Annotated in this window: 20 protein-coding genes; 11 read left to right on the top strand and 9 right to left on the bottom strand. The window is 35.5% G+C overall.

Features of this window, described 5'->3' with window-relative positions:
- Positions 1-304: 304 nt before the first annotated feature.
- Positions 305-1,015, top strand: a complete 711-nt coding sequence (deoD, locus tag BA768_RS01555) for a purine-nucleoside phosphorylase (RefSeq protein ID WP_065719441.1) — start codon at positions 305-307, stop codon at positions 1,013-1,015.
- Positions 1,016-1,069: 54 nt separating this feature from the next.
- On the opposite strand, the gene BA768_RS01550 is transcribed toward deoD, so the two are convergent.
- The 4 genes from BA768_RS01550 to BA768_RS01535 form a co-directional block, all read right to left on the bottom strand.
- Complete coding sequence (locus BA768_RS01550) at positions 1,070-1,855, bottom strand: TatD family hydrolase (protein WP_065719440.1); 786 nt, start codon at positions 1,853-1,855, stop codon at positions 1,070-1,072.
- Entirely contained in the window at positions 1,852-2,169 is a 318-nt protein-coding gene (locus BA768_RS01545) for a hypothetical protein (protein ID WP_065719439.1), read from the bottom strand. Before BA768_RS01545 ends, BA768_RS01550 begins: the two co-directional genes overlap by 4 nt.
- 80 nt (positions 2,170-2,249) lie before the next feature.
- On the bottom strand, positions 2,250-2,900 hold the full coding sequence (locus tag BA768_RS01540) for a hypothetical protein (protein ID WP_065719438.1): 651 nt from the start codon (positions 2,898-2,900) through the stop codon (positions 2,250-2,252).
- 83 nt (positions 2,901-2,983) lie between these two features.
- The gene (locus BA768_RS01535) at positions 2,984-3,739 is read right to left on the bottom strand and encodes a DUF434 domain-containing protein (RefSeq protein WP_065719437.1); all 756 of its coding nucleotides are present in this window, start codon (positions 3,737-3,739) and stop codon (positions 2,984-2,986) included.
- A gap of 298 nt (positions 3,740-4,037) precedes the next feature.
- Here BA768_RS01535 and BA768_RS01530 point away from each other — a divergent pair, with 298 nt between their 5' ends.
- The 4 genes from BA768_RS01530 (at position 4,038) to BA768_RS01515 (ending at position 9,159) form a co-directional block, all read left to right on the top strand.
- Complete coding sequence (locus BA768_RS01530; RefSeq protein ID WP_065719436.1) at positions 4,038-5,525, top strand: xylulokinase; 1,488 nt, start codon at positions 4,038-4,040, stop codon at positions 5,523-5,525.
- A 260-nt stretch (positions 5,526-5,785) separates the two neighbouring features.
- Positions 5,786-7,114, top strand: coding sequence for a xylose isomerase (gene xylA, locus BA768_RS01525; RefSeq protein WP_065719435.1), 1,329 nt, complete (start codon positions 5,786-5,788; stop codon positions 7,112-7,114).
- A 199-nt stretch (positions 7,115-7,313) separates the two neighbouring features.
- Positions 7,314-8,735, top strand: coding sequence for a D-xylose transporter XylE (gene xylE, locus BA768_RS01520; protein WP_083206560.1), 1,422 nt, complete (start codon positions 7,314-7,316; stop codon positions 8,733-8,735).
- A 178-nt stretch (positions 8,736-8,913) separates the two neighbouring features.
- The gene (locus BA768_RS01515; protein ID WP_065719434.1) at positions 8,914-9,159 is read left to right on the top strand and encodes a hypothetical protein; all 246 of its coding nucleotides are present in this window, start codon (positions 8,914-8,916) and stop codon (positions 9,157-9,159) included.
- Here the strand turns inward: BA768_RS01515 and BA768_RS01510 are convergent.
- Positions 9,154-9,762: a hypothetical protein gene (locus BA768_RS01510; RefSeq protein ID WP_065719433.1), complete on the bottom strand. Its 609-nt coding sequence runs from the start codon at positions 9,760-9,762 to the stop codon at positions 9,154-9,156. The genes BA768_RS01515 and BA768_RS01510 overlap by 6 nt on opposite strands.
- Positions 9,763-10,114: 352 nt before the next feature.
- Between BA768_RS01510 and BA768_RS01505 the strand changes: the two genes are divergently transcribed.
- On the top strand, positions 10,115-11,143 hold the full coding sequence (locus BA768_RS01505; protein ID WP_065719432.1) for a LacI family DNA-binding transcriptional regulator: 1,029 nt from the start codon (positions 10,115-10,117) through the stop codon (positions 11,141-11,143).
- Positions 11,144-11,390: 247 nt separating this feature from the next.
- Here BA768_RS01505 and BA768_RS01500 read toward each other — a convergent pair whose 3' ends face one another.
- On the bottom strand, positions 11,391-11,777 hold the full coding sequence (locus BA768_RS01500; RefSeq protein WP_065719431.1) for a winged helix-turn-helix transcriptional regulator: 387 nt from the start codon (positions 11,775-11,777) through the stop codon (positions 11,391-11,393).
- A 131-nt stretch (positions 11,778-11,908) separates the two neighbouring features.
- Between BA768_RS01500 and BA768_RS01495 the strand changes: the two genes are divergently transcribed.
- Entirely contained in the window at positions 11,909-12,700 is a 792-nt protein-coding gene (locus BA768_RS01495) for an SDR family oxidoreductase (protein WP_065719430.1), read from the top strand.
- 21 nt (positions 12,701-12,721) lie between these two features.
- Entirely contained in the window at positions 12,722-13,039 is a 318-nt protein-coding gene (locus BA768_RS01490) for a nuclear transport factor 2 family protein (protein ID WP_065719429.1), read from the top strand.
- A gap of 336 nt (positions 13,040-13,375) precedes the next feature.
- Here BA768_RS01490 and BA768_RS01485 read toward each other — a convergent pair whose 3' ends face one another.
- Positions 13,376-14,203, bottom strand: coding sequence for a hypothetical protein (locus BA768_RS01485; RefSeq protein WP_123947047.1), 828 nt, complete (start codon positions 14,201-14,203; stop codon positions 13,376-13,378).
- A gap of 244 nt (positions 14,204-14,447) precedes the next feature.
- Here BA768_RS01485 and BA768_RS01480 point away from each other — a divergent pair, with 244 nt between their 5' ends.
- The 3 genes from BA768_RS01480 to BA768_RS01470 all read left to right on the top strand — a co-directional run bounded on the left by BA768_RS01480 (position 14,448) and on the right by BA768_RS01470 (position 16,423).
- Positions 14,448-15,002, top strand: coding sequence for an REP-associated tyrosine transposase (locus BA768_RS01480; RefSeq protein WP_065719428.1), 555 nt, complete (start codon positions 14,448-14,450; stop codon positions 15,000-15,002).
- A 179-nt stretch (positions 15,003-15,181) separates the two neighbouring features.
- Positions 15,182-15,736 carry a hypothetical protein gene (locus BA768_RS01475; protein WP_065719427.1) on the top strand — a complete coding sequence of 185 codons (555 nt, stop codon included), beginning with the start codon at positions 15,182-15,184 and terminating at the stop codon, positions 15,734-15,736.
- A 267-nt stretch (positions 15,737-16,003) separates the two neighbouring features.
- Entirely contained in the window at positions 16,004-16,423 is a 420-nt protein-coding gene (locus BA768_RS01470) for a hypothetical protein (protein WP_065719426.1), read from the top strand.
- Positions 16,424-16,619: 196 nt separating this feature from the next.
- On the opposite strand, the gene BA768_RS01465 is transcribed toward BA768_RS01470, so the two are convergent.
- Both BA768_RS01465 and BA768_RS01460 read right to left on the bottom strand, forming a co-directional pair.
- Positions 16,620-18,239, bottom strand: a complete 1,620-nt coding sequence (locus BA768_RS01465; protein ID WP_065719573.1) for a UxaA family hydrolase — start codon at positions 18,237-18,239, stop codon at positions 16,620-16,622.
- Between the two features lie 7 nt (positions 18,240-18,246).
- Positions 18,247-19,710 carry a tagaturonate reductase gene (locus tag BA768_RS01460; protein WP_065719425.1) on the bottom strand — a complete coding sequence of 488 codons (1,464 nt, stop codon included), beginning with the start codon at positions 19,708-19,710 and terminating at the stop codon, positions 18,247-18,249.
- Between the last annotated feature and the right edge of the window lie 53 nt (positions 19,711-19,763).

Genomic DNA, 19,763 nt, shown 5'->3' with positions numbered 1-19,763 from the left:
TGATTTCTCAAAATATTCTGAAGAAAAAACATTTTTTCTAAGACTAATAGTAAATGACCAGACCTATTGTTCATAGCCCTGATCGAAGTATTTGTCTGAGCTCATTTTCTAGAATTGGCGGCGGCTTTGCCGCCGCCAATTCTAGAAAATAGCGAGTACGGAGAGCAGGAAACAGCTCCTAAAAACAAAGAAAATAAGGTATAATCATTTGGTTGATTCTATCTCGACAAACTGAATGCAGATTCTAATGTTTCTTTCTGTGACGGTCAAAATTTTTATCTTTGCTAAAATTTAAATCAAAAATATGAGTGTACACATCAGTGCCAAAAAAGGAGAGATCGCAAAAGTCGTTTTGCAGCCCGGAGATCCGCTTCGTGCAAAATATATCGCTGAAAACTTTCTTGAAAATGCAAGATTAGTGAGCCAGACCAGAGGTATTTTTTACTACACCGGAACTTACAAAGGCAAAGAAATCTCTGTGGGAGCAAGCGGAATGGGATTTCCAAGCATCGGAATTTATTCTTTTGAACTGTACACAGAGTATGAAGTTGATACAATCATCAGAATCGGAACCTGCGGCGGATATTCCAGCGATGTAAAACTTTTTGACATTCTGAATGTGGAAAATGCAGCCAGCGAAAGTACCTATGCAAAATATGCTTGGGGATTTGAAGAAGAAATATTTTCGCATCAGGGAAATATTTTTGACATTATTAATGAAACAGCGAAAGAATTATCTTTAAATGTTAAGGCAACCAACATTCACAGCAGCGATATTTTTTATAGAAAAGATCCTGCAATTCCTGCAATTGCTACGAAATACAATTGTCCGGCTGTAGAAATGGAAGCGTTCGGATTATTTGCCAATGCAAAACATTTAGGTAAAAATGCAGCGACTATTCTTACCGTTTCTGATATCATTCCGACCAAAGAATTTATATCGGCAGACGAAAGAGAAAAAGCGTTGAAGCCAATGATTGAACTGGCTTTGGAAGCTGCTTTGAAAGCGATTTAATAAGAATCCATTTATATAATTAAAAAGAGCTTTACTTGATCAGTAGAGCTCTTTTTATATCCTGAAAAAATTTCTTGCGACTTCTGTAGTTTCATCTGCAACCTCAGAAATACTTATTTTTTTGAGATGGGCAATGGTCTGGGCAACATAAGGCAAAAATTTCGGTTCGTTTCGGCGGTTTTGCATTCTCGGCATATTTTTCGGAAGCATAAAAGGAGCATCTGTTTCAATCATCATTCTTTCTAGCGGAGCATATTTGATGACTTCTTCCAAATGTTTAAATCTGTTGGTGTCGCTTATTGCTCCGGTGAATCCTAAGTAAAATCCCTTATCTAAATAAATTTTTGCTTCATCTAAAGTTCCGGTAAAACAATGAACCACTGCTTTCGGAAGTTTGGATAAATATTCGTCGGTGATTTCGTTAAATCTTTTGAAAGCTGATCTTTCGTGAAGAAAAAGTGGTTTACTAATTTCGATTGCTAATTCCAGTTGGGCACGATAACATTTTTCCTGAATGAGTCTTGGTGAAAAATCTCTGTCAAAATCCAATCCACATTCTCCAACGGAAATTACGTGTTCTTGTTTCAATAATTTTCTTAATTCATTAATGCTTTCGTTATTAAAAGATTTTGCATCGTGTGGATGAATTCCTGCCGTTGAGAAGAGAACATCGTGATAATGTTCTGCGATTTCCGCTGATTCTTTGCTTCCACTAATGTTTGTCCCGGTAATAATCATCCAGTGTACCCCGTTAGCAAGAGCAGAATTGATAATTTCATCGTGTTCGTTATAAAATTGTTTATTGGTTAAGTTGATACCAATATCGATAAATGTGTTCATTTTTTGTTTGTTTTATGTATTAAAAAATATCTTGTTACACTCGCTCTTTTTATTGAATCTTTAAAAGATTTTTCAGAATAAAAACTTTTGTATTCTGAATGTGTTTTGCCATAGATTTCCTTTGTGATTTTAGCCCAAATTAATTTCCGCCTTTTCTTTCTTTGCTTAAAAAATTTAAAGTTTTCACTAAGCTGATTTTCGATTTCAGATTTTTCAGTTCTCCTCCATTTTTTATTTCCATGTTTTTTTAAATAAGGTCCGATTTTACCGTATTCGAAGCTTCTGAAAGTTCCTTTGTTGTAAATGTTTTTCATGTTAGCAAATATTTAAGATGATTAGCTGAAATTTGGGTTCAAAATTACCAACATGGTACGCAATCTTTTTACGTAGTAAATTACTCATTAATAAAACCCTCCAAAAAACCAATCAAGTTTTTTCCGCCATGACTCCAACGAATCCCATGACCTTCTTTTTCTCGGACTTCAAAAACTAACTCGTGTTTATAGTGAAAGAAAATATTCCACCATGTTTTGTTTTCGAGAATGTCATTAATTTTTTCCATAACAGCATGCTGTTTCTGCTGATTATTTCCTTTTACTTCACCCCAAAACTGATCGTCTAATCTTCCGACATGCTTTTCCCAGGCTCTTTGGGCAATAGTTATCTCGTTGTTAAAAGGTTTTTCACAAGCTTCAATCAGTAAACTTTTCAATGGTGGAATCCCATTTTCATCACGCAGACTTGCCGAAGTTAATCGTTGCCCTAAAATATTCAGCCAATGTTCAAAAGGAATTTCTTCCAATTGTTTTGCTTTCACCTCATCCGAATTTTTAGATTCTAAAATATTAATAAATAAATTGAAACTTTCATCACGATTAATTTTAATCTCTTCATTAAAAAAAGGCAAATCCAAATCTAAAGTCTGCGCTTTAAACTTTTTAATATTTTCATTTAAACTTTTTAAATGTTCCTCAGCTAAAATCGCCTGATATTTTTCTCGCCATTGTTCTGAAAATAATGGAAGGAATTTTTGAAATAATTTCATGATTTTTATTTTAAAACACTAATGACACCAATCTCTCTCATGATTTTTTTATTTAATGAAATTACTATTCTAAAAAAATATAATCATATCTTATTTGTATTATTGGTGAAATCATTTGTGCCGTTTGTGTTTAAATTTATAAGATTAACAGAAAGATTTTCTTCCTTAATTAAATACCCGACAAGATTAAACCAATTCTTGCAATGATTTAAAATCCATGCATCGGAAGAAACTACAATTTCTGTATTTTCTGCTAAAAATTTATCGGGATTGAATTGAAGTTCTACTTCCCAACTCAGATTCTTTTCCCCAGCAAAACCTAAAATAATTTGTTTAATTCTACCGCTGTTGGAAACTGGCTTATCAAAAACCCAGATCAGTTTTTCTACCTGAGATTTATGAAAAAATATGGCAATCAATTCAATTGCTTTTTGAGTCTGATTGACTCTTTTATATGTTCCATGCACACCTGAAAGATCCCGAAAACAACCGTCTGATCCTTTAAAAATATAAGCTTCGGAAAGCAAACTTTCCAGTAAAATCAAAACATTAAAGCCATCAAGATAAATAGTTCTATCTATCAAATCTAAAATTTTAAGTTCTTTAGATTTTCTGTTCTGCATTTGAATTTCCGAAGCGGAAGCGCCACGTAAAGCCTGAATTTGTCGGTTTTTCAAACGATAATGATTTCCTACCAATTCTGAAGAAGCTTTTTCCGCATAATTTCGACTCAGTAAATACTGAATATCCTGAAGAGCATATTTCAATTTCTCAATCTGTTTCTCAGATTCGAATAAAGTATCGTCACCTGTATTTTTGCCGCGATTCCTGTTGTTCATACTCAAAAATAATATTTTCCATTTTATCTGATAGAATTTATTTTTAATATCATTTTGAGCAATCGATTAACCTAATCTATCGTTTACCCATCCTTTTCGGGAAGATTCTTAACGTAAAAATTATGAAAAGTAAATTAGCTTATCATAAATAATAAGATAACACCACTTATCTGAAACACCTTTAAAACAAATATTTACGCATTATAATTATCATAAAAAATTACGAATTTTAAAATAAAGTATCATTTATATTATAAAATTATTACATTTAGCAACGAACAAATATTAAATCAAAAAAATGTTTATAGGATACGATGTTGGAAGTTCTTCTCTAAAAGCTTCGATTGTTGATGAGCAGGGTAAAGTAATTGCTCACGCCAAATATCCGGAAACAGAAATGCCGATCGATTCACCAAAAATCGGTTGGGCAGAACAAGATCCGGAAGCTTGGTGGCAAAATCTGAGAATTCTGACTCAAAAGATTATTGCAGAAAGCCACATCGACAAAAATCAAATCAAAGGAATCGGTATTTCTTACCAGATGCACGGTTTGGTTTTGGTAGGGAAAGATAAAGAAGTTTTGCGCCCATCGATTATCTGGTGCGACAGTCGTGCTGTAGAAACCGGAGATAATGCTTTTAACGATTTGGGCGAAGAAGTTTGTATGAATAAACTTCTTAATTCCCCAGGAAATTTTACCGCTTCAAAGTTGAAATGGGTAAAGGAAAATGAACCTGAAGTTTACGAAAAGGTTTGGAAATTTATGCTTCCCGGAGATTTTATCGCTTTAAAATTAAGCGGAGAAGCAACAACGACTGTTACAGGATTATCTGAAGGAGTGCTTTGGGATTTTCAAAAACATCAGCCTTCAAAAACTCTTTTGAATCATTGGGGAATTGACGAATCTTTGGTTTCAAAGGTTGTTGATAATTTCAGTGTGCAATGCGTTGTTTCAAAACAGGGTGCGGAAGAAAGCGGATTGCCAAAAGGAATTCCTATTTTATACAGAGCGGGAGACCAACCGAATAATGCACTATCTTTAAACGTAATGAATCCGGGAGAAATCGCTGCAACAGGAGGAACTTCAGGAGTTGTTTATGGGGTGACCAATAATATTCATTCGAAAGAATCGGTGAGAGTCAACAATTTTGCGCACATCAATCACACAAAAGAACAACCCAGAATCGGAAAAATGCTTTGCTTAAACGGTGCAGGAATTCAATACAGCTGGCTGCGTCATCAGGTGGATCAGAAGAGACATTCTTATCAGGAACTGAATGATTTGGCTTCACAAGTTCCAATCGGATCGGATGGTATTATCGTTTTACCATTCGGAAATGGTGCTGAAAGAGTTTTAAGGAATAAAGACATTGGTTCTTCAACCTATAATGTGAATTTCAACCGTCATAAAAGTGTTCATTTGTTCAGAGCTGGTTTGGAAGGTATCGCCTATTCTTTCGTTTACGGAACTGAAATTTTAATGAACGACGGATTGCAAAAAGGAATCATCAAAGCCGGAGGAGACAATTTATTCCGTTCATCATTGTTTGCGCAATCGATTGCAACGCTACTGGACACCGAAATTAGAATTTTCGATACAACAGGTTCTACCGGAGCAGCAAGAGCAGCGGCAATTGGTGCGGGAGCATTTGATACATTGACCGATATTTTAACGGAAAAAGATATTACCACAACGTACATTCCTGATTTTAAAAACATGGATCAGTATAGAGAAAGCTATGGAAAATGGAAAAATAAATTGGAGCAAGTAATCTATAGCTATTAGCGAATGGCAATTGGCTTTTAGCTTTAGATTCAATTATTAGTGATTCATTTTAACGATCACAAATCGCAGCCCGACTTGAACGGAGCTCTTTTTCTGAAAAAAAGGATGGTGAATGCGCTGGTTTTTTAAGAAAAAAGCGGGAGTGGAAGGCGGAAAAGCTGCCATAAAAAATAAAATTGCTTTCGGCGTAGTCAAAAGCTGCCTAAATAAAACACAAGGATAAATTCAAAAAAAATCAAGAAAAATTAAAATATATCAATATGTCAGTTACATTAGGAAACAAAGAATATTTCAAAGGAATTGAAAAAATAAAGTTTGAAGGAAGAGAATCAGATAATCCTTTAGCATTCAAATTTTATGATGAAAACAGAGTGGTTCGTGGAAAAACAATGAAAGAATATTTCAAGTTTGCAACGGCTTACTGGCACACCTTCTGCGCAACAGGTGGCGATCCATTCGGAGTTGGAACACAGCAATTTGATTGGCTAACTGCTTCCGATGCAAAACAAAGAGCAACTGAAAAAATGGATGCTGCTTTCGAATTTTTCACAAAATTAGGCGTTCCTTATTACTGTTTCCATGACTATGATTTGATTGATGAAGCAGATAATTTCACAGAATCAACGAAAAGACTGGAATTCATCACCGATTATGCTAAAGAAAAGCAGGCGGCTTCTGGTGTAAAATTATTGTGGGGAACTTCAAACTGCTTCTCAAATGCAAGATTTATGAATGGGGCGGCAACGAATCCTTCTTTTGATGTTTTGGCATATGCAGGAGGTCAGGTAAAAAATGCTTTGGATGCGACGATTAAATTAGGTGGAGAAAATTATGTATTCTGGGGTGGCCGTGAAGGTTATATGTCTTTATTAAATACCGACATGAAACGTGAGCAGGAGCACATGGCAAAATTCTTACACCTAGCAAAAGATTACGCGCGTTCTCAAGGCTTCAAGGGAACTTTCTTCATCGAGCCAAAACCAATGGAGCCTACAAAACATCAGTATGATTTTGATGCTGCAACTTGTTTAAATTTCCTTCGTCAGTATGATCTTCTAAACGATTTTAAATTAAATCTTGAAGTCAACCACGCTACTTTAGCACAACACACTTTCGAGCACGAACTTCAGGTTGCGGCTGATAACAACGTCTTAGGAAGTATTGACGCCAACAGAGGAGATTACCAAAACGGTTGGGATACCGACCAATTCCCGGTTGATCTGTATGAAATGACTCAGGCGATGCTGGTTATTATTCAGGCTGGAGGTTTCCAAGGTGGAGGTGTGAATTTCGATGCCAAAATCAGAAGAAATTCAACCGATCTGGAAGATATTTTCATTGCTCACATCAGCGGAATGGACAATTTTGCAAGAGCATTTTTAGCTGCAGATGCTATTTTAGAAAAATCTAAATATACAGAAATCAGAGCCAACAGATATTCTTCATTCGATTCCGGAAAAGGAAAAGATTTCGAGGACGGAAAACTTTCTTTAACCGATTTGGCATCTCACGCAAACGGGCTTGGAGAAGTAGGTAGAGAAAGCGGTAAGCAGGAATATCTTGAAAGCTTAATCAATCAGTATTTATAATATTGGTTAATCGCAAAGGCGCAAGTTTTTTTACTTTGAAAATATTTAAAGCGCAAGAAAATCATAGATTTTCAGCAAGGAAATATCTTAAATTTTATCGAAGATAAAACCTTTGCGCCCTAAAGCATAAAGCTTGTAAAATTTCTTTGCGCCTTTGCGTAAAACCCAAAATAACAACAAGTAAAAACTAAATCAAACTATGCAAATAATAGATTCCGGTCCGCAGTATTCTTCGAATACAAAAGCCAAAATCAACATGATGTATGTGACCGTACTGACTTTGGTTGCCACTTTGGGCGGACTTTTGTTTGGATATGACACCGCAGTAATTTCGGGAGCAGAAAAATCGATTCAGGAATATTTAATTATTCCTTTAGGATTGAGCTCTTTAGCACATGGAGCAACGATTTCCAGTGCTTTGATCGGCTGTATCATCGGTGGCGCAATATCCGGATTTATCTCAACAAAACTGGGAAGAAAAAAATCGCTGATGCTTTCTGCATTCTTATTTTTCATTAGTGCTTTAGGAGCAGCGTATCCAGAATTTTTATTTTTCAAACACGGCGAACACTCAATGGGTGTTTTGCTGGCATTTAATTTTTATAGGATCATTGGTGGGATCGGTGTAGGACTTGCTTCTGCGGTCTGCCCGATGTACATTGGCGAGATTGCACCTGCCGAAATACGTGGTAAACTGGTTTCTCTTAATCAGTTTGCCATAATTTTCGGGATGCTCGTGGTGTATTTTGTAAACTGGGGAATCGCAAGCGGACAAACGGTAGAATGGATCAATGAAATCGGGTGGAGATATATGTTTTTATCTTTAACCATTCCTTCTGCTTTATTTGGAATTTTGCTGTTCTTGGTTCCTGAAACTCCACGTTATTTAACTTTAATCAATAAAGATGAAGAAGCCCTTAAAATTTTAAGTAAAATCAATGGAGAAGCTCGTGGAAAAGAAATTTTTAACGAAATTAAAAGCACTGTTGCCGAACATAAAAGTGAGATTTTCGCTTTCGGAAAAACGGTGATCGTTATCGGAATTTTACTTTCTGTTTTCCAGCAATTCGTGGGAATTAACGTAGCATTATATTATGCCCCAAGAATTTTTGAAAGTATGGGCGTTCATAAAGATGCTTCGATGCTACAGACCGTCGTGATGGGATTGGTGAATGTAATTTTTACGGTCATCGCTATTTTCACGGTCGATAAATGGGGAAGAAAACCTTTATTAATTGTAGGTTCTGTAGGGATGGCGATCGGAATGTTTGCGATTGCCATTTTCTCATATCTTGAAATTATAAGCTTTGCAACTCTAGTTTTCATCATCATCTACACGGCATCTTTTATGATGTCTTGGGGACCGATTTGTTGGGTTTTGATCTCTGAAATTTTCCCTAACAAAATCAGAGGAAGTGCGATTGCTGTTGCTGTTGCCGCACAATGGGCAGCAAATTATTTTATTTCATCAACCTATCCTTTTATGATGGAATTCAGCGGAGCATTCACGTACGGTTTTTATGGTGTCATGAGTGTTCTTTCACTAATTTTCGTTTGGAAATGGGTTCCTGAAACCAAAGGTAAATCTCTCGAAGAAATCGAGAAGGTTTGGGAAAAATAAATATACTCTAGTCTTATAATTAATTTGTTCAGGGCATCGATTTTTCGGTGCCCTTTTATTTTAATAATGAGATGGGCAGAAAAAATTATTTCAAAAAATTCCGAATTAATTTGTTGTAGGAATATCTGTTTAAATACCGACCTTTGCTCAGAATTTAAGAAGATAGAAACGAAAATTAATGGAACATCAATTTGAATTACCGGTAACATATAAGGGTCAAGAATACCTTTTCAACGGAAGACTTGCTACTTTTACCTACGGCTACAGATTTTATGTAGATATCAATGGTCATGAAATCATTTTCGAACGGGACGATGAAGGTGAATTACGGGCGATCCTTCCGGATTTCTCTTCAGATTCTGTTGTAGAAAAAGGACTTATTGAGGCTGTTTTTAATGTGTTTAAGGATCTTCAGGTTTTATAATTTTTCTAGATCAGAAAAACTCAGGTCCTGTATTTTTGGCAAAGCTTTGATTGGTTTTAATTTAGTGTTTCTTATATTTTTTTTGTTTGGGCTAAAATCTCTATCATATTCAATTTTAGTTCCTTTTATTAAATCTATTTCTGTTTCGGAGGTGGTCTCTTTTCCATCCCATAATACCCGTGATATTTTAACCAGCTCAAAATTATTTTGCTTCAGTCTGAATTCATAACTGCTTTTTCTATCATTAATATCAGTAAGCATTTTTAAGACACCCTCTTCAATAAAAAAATCCGGAATCGTATTACCATTGTGCTCCCCTTTTTTATCAACCGGATATTGACTCTCAATGATTTTTGTAGAAGAAACCACACGTTTAAGTTTCTTATCCGGTTGGGACAAAAATATCTGTAATCTCAACGGTCTGGTTTCGTCCTCCAGATCCATTTCCAGCACAATTCTATCATCGATTTTATCGTTATTGAGATCGCCTTCTTCTTTTTGTACCTGAAACGTAAAATTGTCTTTACTGACCGTTTTTTGAGAATATAAATAAGATCCTGTAAAGAGGAGTAATAAGATAAGGTAGAGTGTTAATTTTTTCATATTGCATATTGTTATTTGATAAACTTTGTTATTAGAATACTTTAAAATTTGTTGCCATGATCCGTAAATTTTAATTCGTTAATATTTTGTTCTGATTTTTAAAATCTCAAAGATAGAACCTCTTCAAATAGATTTTACAGTTTTATACGAAAATCTAAAAATTTTCAGTAATTCTACGAATTCACCTCACAATTCTACAGTTTTATCAAAAGCCTATCGGCTTTTATTGATAAATTCATAAAAAATTCATAAAAAATAGTTTTAAAGTTTCCGGTTTGCTGAATTTGATTAAATTTACAAGCATTCTGCAAAGGATTATCAAAGGGAATTTTAACGTTATTCCAGAATACCTATGACAAAAAAAAACGCCACCATTTATGATATTTCGAAGAAGCTGAACGTAAGTGTGGCTACTGTTTCAAGAGCGCTGAACAATCACCCGAGAATCAGCCAGGCAACCAAAGAACTTGTAGTGAAAACCGCCAAGGAAATGAACTACAAACAGAATAATCTTGCTAAAGCCCTTAAAAGCGGTGAAACAAAAAACGTAGGAATCATCGTACCATTTATAAATACCAATTTCTTTTCGTCCGTTATTCGGGGAATTGAAGAAGAACTTTCTCCATTTGGGTACCATGTGATCATCTGTCAGAGCCATGAAGATGTGAATATTGAAAAAAAACATTTGAATACTTTACTAAATGCTCAGGTGGATGGAATTTTCATGTCAGTTTCGAGAACAACTGTAGATACAGAACATATTGAGCATATTCTGAATACTTCAAGAACGCCTATTATATTTTTTGACCGTAAAAAAGATATTCCGGGAATCAGTACCGTAACAATCGACGATTACCGCGGTGGCTATGAAGCTACGGAACATCTGATTTCTGAAGGCTACAAAAACATCTGTCATTTTGCAGGAGATCTTAATCTTGAGATCTATCAGAACCGTCTGAATGGTTACAAACAGGCACTTATTGACCATAACTTAGCTGTAAAAGAAGAAAATATTATTTCTACAGGAAGCTCCATCGATGCAGGAATTGAAGCCATCAAAACATTATGGAAAAGAAAATCGATTCCTGATGCTATATTTTCTGCGAGTGATTTTGCAGCACTCGGCGCTTGTCAGGAATTGAAGAAACGCAAAATAAAAATTCCGCAGGAAGTGGCTGTTATAGGTTTTTCAAATGAGCCCTTCACCCAGTTTATGGAGCTTCCGATGAGCTCGATGGATCAGACTCCGCTTATCATGGGTAATAAAGCAGGGCAGGTTTTTATTGATCATATTAAAGATAATTCTACCGGAGTTTCGGTTGAAAAGAAGGTAGTTCTTTCGCCAAAAATTCATATCAGGAAATCTTCGAAGAGAAATTAGTACTGTTTCATATCTGCTATGCGACGACAGAATGAGCGAGCGGAACAGAGTTACCGTGACAGCAACTTTCATCTAAAAATCTTAAATTTCATTTATAGAGGAGTGGTGAAAATCTGGAGAATTTTTGACTGGCGGTTTTGCGCATCTAGGGAAGCGCACCACAGAATTACATCCATGACCAACCTTTAAATTCTGAAAAGCTACTCGGGATATTATTACTAAAAAGTGTTCAACTAACAATCCGTCATCATTCTTCACTGCGAAGCAGCTCGCTTTCTGCGTTCAGACGCTTTAAAATAACGGTGCGTAAATGCGTTTCATTTTGATCACCCCAAATTCCTAACTGCAAAATTACCGGAATAACGCTTTTACCCAATTCAGTAAGGCTATACTCCACTTTGGGAGGCACTACAGGGTATATTTTCTTGGTAATCAATTCATGATCTTCAAGTTCTTTTAACTGAATATTTAAAACCCGCCGTGTAGCATCGGGAATTTTGCGCTGCAGTTCACTCGGTCGCTGATGTCCCTGATCAATAAACCAGAGCAGACGTATTTTCCATTTACCGTAAAGAACTTCACCGATCAGGTCAAGTCCGCAATTTAAGCTGGGTATTATTTTTCGCTCGTACATAATAAAGCAAATGTAAACCTATGTTCCGATTTGTACAATAGGGGAATAATTTATCCCTATCTGAATCGTAAATCCGTACTTGTACAAACTGTTTTTATGGCCCAATTTTGTCCTATAAATAATTTTAAAAAATGGAACAGTTTAATTTCAACAATGAGTTATCCGGCAAAATTGCCCTGGTAACAGGAGGTACAAAAGGAGCAGGTAAAGCTATTGCAGAAAGACTTCTGCAGGCAGGTGCCACAGTAATCATCACCGCCAGAAATGCGCCTGAAGAAGAAAACAAAGGTCTGCATTTTATCGCAGCTGATTTAAGCACAGCAGATGGATCACAGAAAGTAATCAGCGAAGTGTTGTCCAAATACGGCAGACTGGATATCCTGATCAATAACCTGGGTTCTTCTGCAACTCCTGCCGGTGGGTTTAATGCTTTATCAGATGAAGACTGGGAATCAACACTAAGAGCTAATTTACTTGCGCCCGTGCGGTTAGACAGGGGATTTCTACCTCAAATGATTGAAAGAAAAAGTGGCGTGATCATCCACATTGCTTCTATTCAGGGTAAACTTCCTTTGTATGATTCTACTTTGCCATACGCCGCTTCCAAAGCAGCCTTGAGAAATTATAGCAAGAGTCTTTCAAACGAAGTAACTCCAAAAGGCATTCGGGTATTGACGGTTTCACCGGGATGGATCAATACTTCGGCATCAGAAGCCTGGTTGGGCGAAATTGCAAGAAATGCCAACAGTACCCTAGAAGAAGCGCAACAAGGCGTAATGGATGCGCTGGGCGGAATCCCTTTCGGCAGACCTTCCGAACCAAAAGAGGTCGCTGAATTTGTAGGATTTCTTGTGTCACCAAGAGCAAACTATTTAACCGGAACCGAATACGTGATCGACGGCGGGACCGTACCAACTATTTAATAACCTTAAAAATATAATACGATGAACTTACCTAAAGTAATAGAAGAATTAGTAAAGACCCAAAACGAATTTGACAGTTCAGCTTATGCCAACTGTTTCGCTGAAGATGCGCAAGTGTTTGATGAAGGCAAAACCCATATCGGAAAAGCAGAAATCGAAAAGTGGATCGATAAATCCAACAGAGACTATAAAGCAACGATGGAGCCGGTAGCTTACGATGAAAAAGAAGATATTTTGTCGGCAAAAATAGCAGGAACATTTCCGGGCAGTCCGCTTGTATTAAAATTCCACTTTACAATTGCTGACGGAAAAATCCAGAGCTTAAAAGTAACAGAATAATGCTCATACCTCAAAAACCAATTTTTTTTGATGTGGGACTGAAGTTGAAATATCAGTCCCTTTTTTTGAATTGATCATGTTTTATAATGATATATCAAATTGAAATTTCACCATATTGTCCAAACCGTGGCATATCCTGATGTACCGGATTTGCAATACGTGACAACACAAAATATGAATACTATATCAGCTGCTATTATCTTCCATTAATTATAAAACATATTGCAAAAAAGCAGGGATTACAAATCCGCGCTATAGGATTCTACCGGAGTTTCGGTTGAAAAAAGATAGTTCTTTCACCAAATTCATATCAGGAAATCCTCGAAGAGGAAATCATCACTCTATAACAACAGAAATCACAGGACATCGATATGTTATTTCTTTGATGGAATTTAATTCTGGGAAATTATTGTAACACTTATTGTGACCGATTTTTTCTACCTTTTTTTGTTTTACAACATGATAATCAAGAGCAATATATCCTATGTATAGATTTTTAAAGCTTTCATCAATGAAAATATGATGATGACTAAGATTGATCTCAAGATATTTGCTGTTTTCAGTAAAGCCAACTTCCATTTCGGGGATTAACAGCCTTTTATCTTTACAGCTAACTGACAAACAAGTATATAAAATTGGAATAATACGGGTATCCATCTTATCGGTTTTAACATTATAAAGCGTATTATTTCCACCTGTAAAATAATACCTTATTTTCTTAATTTTCTTGCCTTCATAATAATTGCCTACTTCAGGAATTTCTACAATTTTACTGGAGTTTGGTAAGCTGAATAATTTCATCAATCCTCCTTTCGCATCAATCCCAATAACGGTCTCATTTTTCTTACCTGAAACTACAACCTCCTCAATCTGCTTTCCTGATGAAAAATGCAATTCGTTTTCCTTAATTTTCAGTTCTTCAGAATATAAATCGTATACAGCATCTTTATCAAGATCAACAATCCTTATCTTGGAGATCTCCTTAATTTCACCAAAAGGCAATTCTACCAAACCATTATTAGAAATAAACATGTAATTCTTTTTAGCAGTAATCTCTATCTGATAATTTTCAATAAAAGATGCGTCTCTTTTCAGCTTAAATATTTGGGCATTACCCCAACTAAACATCATAAGAAATGTCAGTATATAAAAAAGGTTTTTCAATTTTCTGGTTTTTAATTTTTAAAAATAAGAATATATCATGAAAATAAATAACCCTATCTGCAGTAAAGGTTACATACAATACTCCTCATAACACAAAACCGATGTCGCGGATTTGCAATCCGTGACAATACAAAATATGCTGTCAGCTGCTATTATAATTATAAAAACATACTGCAAAAAAGCACGGATTTGCAATCCGTGACTTTTCAATTATAAAATTTTGTACTTTTAAATAAAAACACAGATGTCTACAAAATATAAAGCTTTAGATATCGATCAAGCTTACTTTATTACCATTACAACTGTAGGATGGGTTGATATATTTACAAGATTATCGCAAAAAATGGTCATTATAGATTCTTTGAAATACTGTCAAACCCACAAAGGCCTTTCTATTTTTGCCTACTGTTTAATGTCAAACCATCTTCATTTATTTTGTCGTGCAGACGGTACATACACAATATCTGAAATCATGAGAGATTTTAAAAAATTTACTTCGAAAAAAATAATCGAAACCATACAGTCTGAACCTGAAAGTAGAAAAGAATGGATGCTACAATATTTTCAAAAATCTTGTGAGCATTTATCCAGAGAGCAAAAGTTTAAAGTTTGGCAAGATCGCTATCATGCTGAAGAAGTTTTTTCAAATAAATGGATTAAGGAAAAGATAAATTATATTCATCAAAATCCTGTAAAACAGAAAATAGTGGCAGAGCCCGAGCATTACTATTTCAGCAGTGCCAGAAATTATGCAGAGTTAGATAATGCTTTAGATGTTTTTGTGGTTTTTATGGGGTGATTTGTTGTGTGTTGTTGTCACGGATTGCAAATCCGCGACATCGAGGTTTTTGTTTTTTATTGTGAATTTAAAATTTGTTATTATTTTTTATTTCATTAGTTTTAGAAAAATTATAGTTTGGATTGACGCTCTGCGTGATGATCAATTTTAGCTAAAAGCATTATAATAACTTTGCGAAAATGAATGAAATCAATATTGAATTTAATTCTACATACATAAGTTCAAATTTAATAGATGAACTAGATTATATAATTGGAGAATATGCTAAACCCAATGCCACATTTATATATTCTTTAAATACATTTATTGAAGCTTTTGTTTTAAATACAAATTTTTATCTAACAGATAAAGAATTTAAACACATGAACTTATTATCAAAATCCATTTTCCCGAATGGTCGTCCAATTTTAGAGTTATTGATTAAAAATAAAAAAGTTAGTATTATTTCAGGTATAGGGAATAATATTGGACAAGTGACCGGTATAATAAAAACAGATTTTGATAATCCTATTTCTTACCAAGAGAAAATTGATAAGTTCATTAGCGAAGGCTTAGATACAGAAGTTGCACGTGAAAAATATCTCAAAATTTCAAGTCTTGATAATGATAACATTAATTTAAAATATTTATCAATAGGCAAGGTTGAAGACGGATTAATAGCTCTTGAATCTTCTGACACTCCAGAACAATTTTACAAGAGCTTCTTAGCAGCAACATCTAATTCAAATTTATAAGCATCACTTCCATTCTATTCATATGATTTTCAAATTACAAATTTAAAAGGCAAAGGAATTTCAAAAGAAATTATAGGCAGAATTTCAAATGCGTTTAACAATAAACAAGAAGAATTATATAACTACTTTGGTCTATCGAATCAAAAAATACCACCATTAGTAAATATATTATTGAGTCAATGCAAATCTATATGTGATATACCTTCAAAACTCCTACAGTTAGATAAAGATTTTACAGAACTAAGGAATTCTATTATTAATTACGAAATGAGACTTAATCAATCAAAAACAATTAAAGAACAAATTGAAGCTGTAGATGAATACAATAGGTTTTGGGACGTATTTAATAAGAAATATAGTACAACTAGTAGATTATTGTTTAATTTTTGGGAAGTTTCCGATAATACTGAAATGGAAAAAGCTGTAGATAAAGCAATTGACAATAATGATATAACAAATATTGTAGAAGATTTAAACTTAGGAAAATTAATAGGTAAATCATCAAAAAAACTAATCGACTATTATAAAGAGAAAAAAATTCTAAAAAGATTCAGTGGTGTAACAGATATATGGAACTTGTATAATTCATCTCCGAATATCAAGGATAATATTAAAAATTTTGAAAAACTATTTGCTGTAAAGCTTGATACAAATGATTTAAAATCAATTCAACAAACATTAAAATAAATATCGTCAGGTATCATCAGCTAGGTGAAATACCAGATGTTGCGTATCTGCAATCCTTGACTTCCATCATACTATCCTAGCACGGATTACAAATCCGCGCTATCGAAATTTAAAAAACTTCAAACAAACCAAAAAGAAAATGCTCCTCACCGAAGTAAGAAGCATTTTCAACCCTAATATTTAATATAATTAACCACTACAAAGAGACACCTCGTCTCCATGGAATGAAATCATTCTGATTCAAAACGTCTGCTTTGGTTTTCACTTCGCCGCTGGCTACGTTGATGATGAGTTCCAGAAGTTCGTCTGCCGCTTCGGGAATTGTTTTTTCTCCGCTGATTACGGTACCTGCATTGAAATCAATAATGTCTGACATTTTTTCTGCCAAAACCGTGTTGGAAGAAATCTTCACAACTGGCGAAATAGGATTTCCCATCGGAGTTCCAAGACCGGTAGTGAAAAGTACAACTGTTGCACCTGAACCGACTAAAGCCGTTGTACATTCGGCATCATTTCCGGGAGTACACAAAAGATTAAGACCCGGTTTTGTAGCATATTCTGTAAAATCAAGAACTTCTACAATCGGTGCTGCACCGCCTTTCTTAGCTGCTCCTGCAGATTTCATGGCATCGGTAATTAAACCGTCTTTGATATTTCCGGGAGACGGATTCATATCAAATCCTGAACCTGCTGCAACCACAGAGGCTTCAAAATCTTTCATCAGTTTCAGGAATTTCACACCGTCTTCATCGTTGATGCAACGGTTCACCAACTCCTGCTCTACTCCACACAATTCAGGAAACTCGGCTAACATGGTTGTTCCACCTACTGCTGCCATAATATCAGAAACTTCCCCCAAAACTGGGTTGGCAGAAATTCCTGAGAAACCGTCTGAGCCGCCACATTCCAAACCGATGTTCAGTTTGGTGATCGATGCCGGTTTTCTCTCTATTTCGTTGGCTTTTTTAATGCCTTCGTATGAATCTTTAATAACGCCGGTCAGCATTTCATCGATGGTACCTGATTTTTGCTGTTCGTAAACGACAATTGGTTTTTTGTTATTTGGAGCCAATGCGTGCAATGAATCCATGAAAATCTGTACCTGAAGATTCTGACACCCTAAGCTGAGAACCGTAGCTCCCGCAACATTCGGGTTGTTGACGTATCCTGCGAACAGTCTTCCCAACGCTTCAGCATCCTGACGGATTCCGCCACAACCACCTTGGTGCGTGATGAATCTTACGTCGATATTTTTAAATACTCTTGTATCCGGTTCTTCCTCTTCCACCGCAACATCAGCAGTTGCACCGCCATTCAGTAACGAACGCAGTAACAATTGGTGTTTGCTGGCTTTATCGTGAAGCAGTTCTTTTTCAAAAATATCCTTCAGCGTTTCGATATTCTTGTTTTCGCAGAATACCAACGGGAAAAACAGCCAGACATTTTCTGTTCCTACTTGTCCATCTTCACGATGGTAGCCCATAAAAGTACGGTCTTTCCACTTGTCTACATTGGGTGGATTCCAGCCCAAGGTTTCGGTTTTCCCGACAACTTTTGCACTTTGGTGTTTTACGTTTTCGGTGGTAATTACTTCGCCTTGCTTGATGGATTGGTTGGCTTTTCCAACGATCACGCCATACATTAAAATATGGTCGCCATCCTCAAAATCTACGGCAGCGAATTTATGTTTTGCTTTAATATCTTTAAGAATCGTATAATCTGTACCGTCAAGATGCACCGATTCTCCGGCAGGCAAATCCATCAACGCTACAATGACGTTGTCTTTCGGATTTACTTTCAGTACTTTCTTTTGCATGATTTTTTTAAGAATAAAATTGAATAAAATTTTTGTAGGCAGTTTCCATGTCATTGTGGTCGATTTCGTACAATGCTTTTGCTACTGCAGCTTTCAGGCCTTCTATCTGTGTAAGGTCGGTATCCCAGAACAGTTTTTCGCTTAACGCCAGTTCTGAAACGACTTCATAATCTTCGTTTTTCCAGATGTCTTTGAATCTGTTTACGATGGCTTCTTCGTCATTCAGAGGAAGAGATTTTTCGCCAAAACTTCCCTGATAGAATCTGATTAAACTTGCCAGAGAGAACGTTAAGTTCAGTGGCAGTTTGTTATTTCTTTCAACATAAGTCAATAAGCTCGGAACGACTCTTACTTTAAATTTAGAAACAAAATATAAAGCGATGCTCGCCAAATGGTGTTTGATGAAAGGATTTCTGAATCTGTCAAACACTTCTTCCGCAAATTCCTTCAGTTCAGTTTCATCTAAACCTAAAGTCTGATTGACTTCATTAAATATAGATTCGCTTAAAAAAGTTCCGATAAACTGGTCATCGATGGCTTCTTTTACGATTTCTTTTCCTGCTAAAATGGCCGGAGCCAACATCAATGTATGTCCGCCATTCAGGATTCTAACTTTTCTCAAACGGTATGGCTGAATATCATCCACCACCAAGATCTGTTCGTTGATTTGATCGAAAGGGACTCTCTGCTTTAAATCTTCACCTCCCTGAATCACCCATAAAAGGAATGTTTCAGAAATCACCATCATCGGATCTTCATAATCCAACTGATCTTCATACGTCGCAGCGTCATCTTTCGGATAGCCAGGAACGATTCTGTCGACCAAAGTATTGTGGAAGTGATTGTTTTGTTCAATCCATTGCACAAAATCTTCTTCTAAATTCCAAAGTTTTGCATATTTTAAAATAATACCTTTTAAAACAAAAGCATTATCTTCAATCAGTTCACAAGGAATAATTCTTAACCCTTTATCTGCTGCTCCGTTGAAATGCTTGTATCTTTCATGAAGTAAAACCGCAACTTTCGCTGGGAAATTTTTGTGCGGACCTTCGTAGGTATTTTCAGTTTCGTCGTAAGCAATTCCCGTTTCGGTTGTATTTGAAAAAACAAATTCAAGCTCTTCTTCTTTTGCCAATTCAAGGAAACTGTTGTAATCTGCGTAAGGATTAATCGACTTCTGAATTGCCGAAATCACGCATTTCTCATCGATGATTTCTCCTTTTTTGATTCCTCTTGAAAATAAAGTGTACAAATTCCCCTGTTCCTCAAGCTTGTGAACCGAACCGTTCGGTGTAGGCTGAATGTTTACAATTCCTGCGTTGAAATCTGTTTCTTTATTTAATTGATCGATCACATAATCTGTAAATCCGCGCATGAAGTTTCCTCCTCCGAACTGTACGATTTTGATTGGTAATTTTGTATCTATTCCGCTGTTTTGACGGTTTAATTGTTGTTTTGTCTGATTTTCCATTTTTCTGATTTGAATTAAATTGTGTTTTTAATTCTGTTAAATCTTGGACTTTT

It is taken from the genome of Chryseobacterium sp. CBo1 (genome assembly GCF_001693475.1).
GTDB lineage: Bacteria > Bacteroidota > Bacteroidia > Flavobacteriales > Weeksellaceae > Chryseobacterium > Chryseobacterium formosense.
Note: the sequence above shows the minus strand (reverse complement) of the source record. Positions and strands in the feature narration are given on the sequence as shown.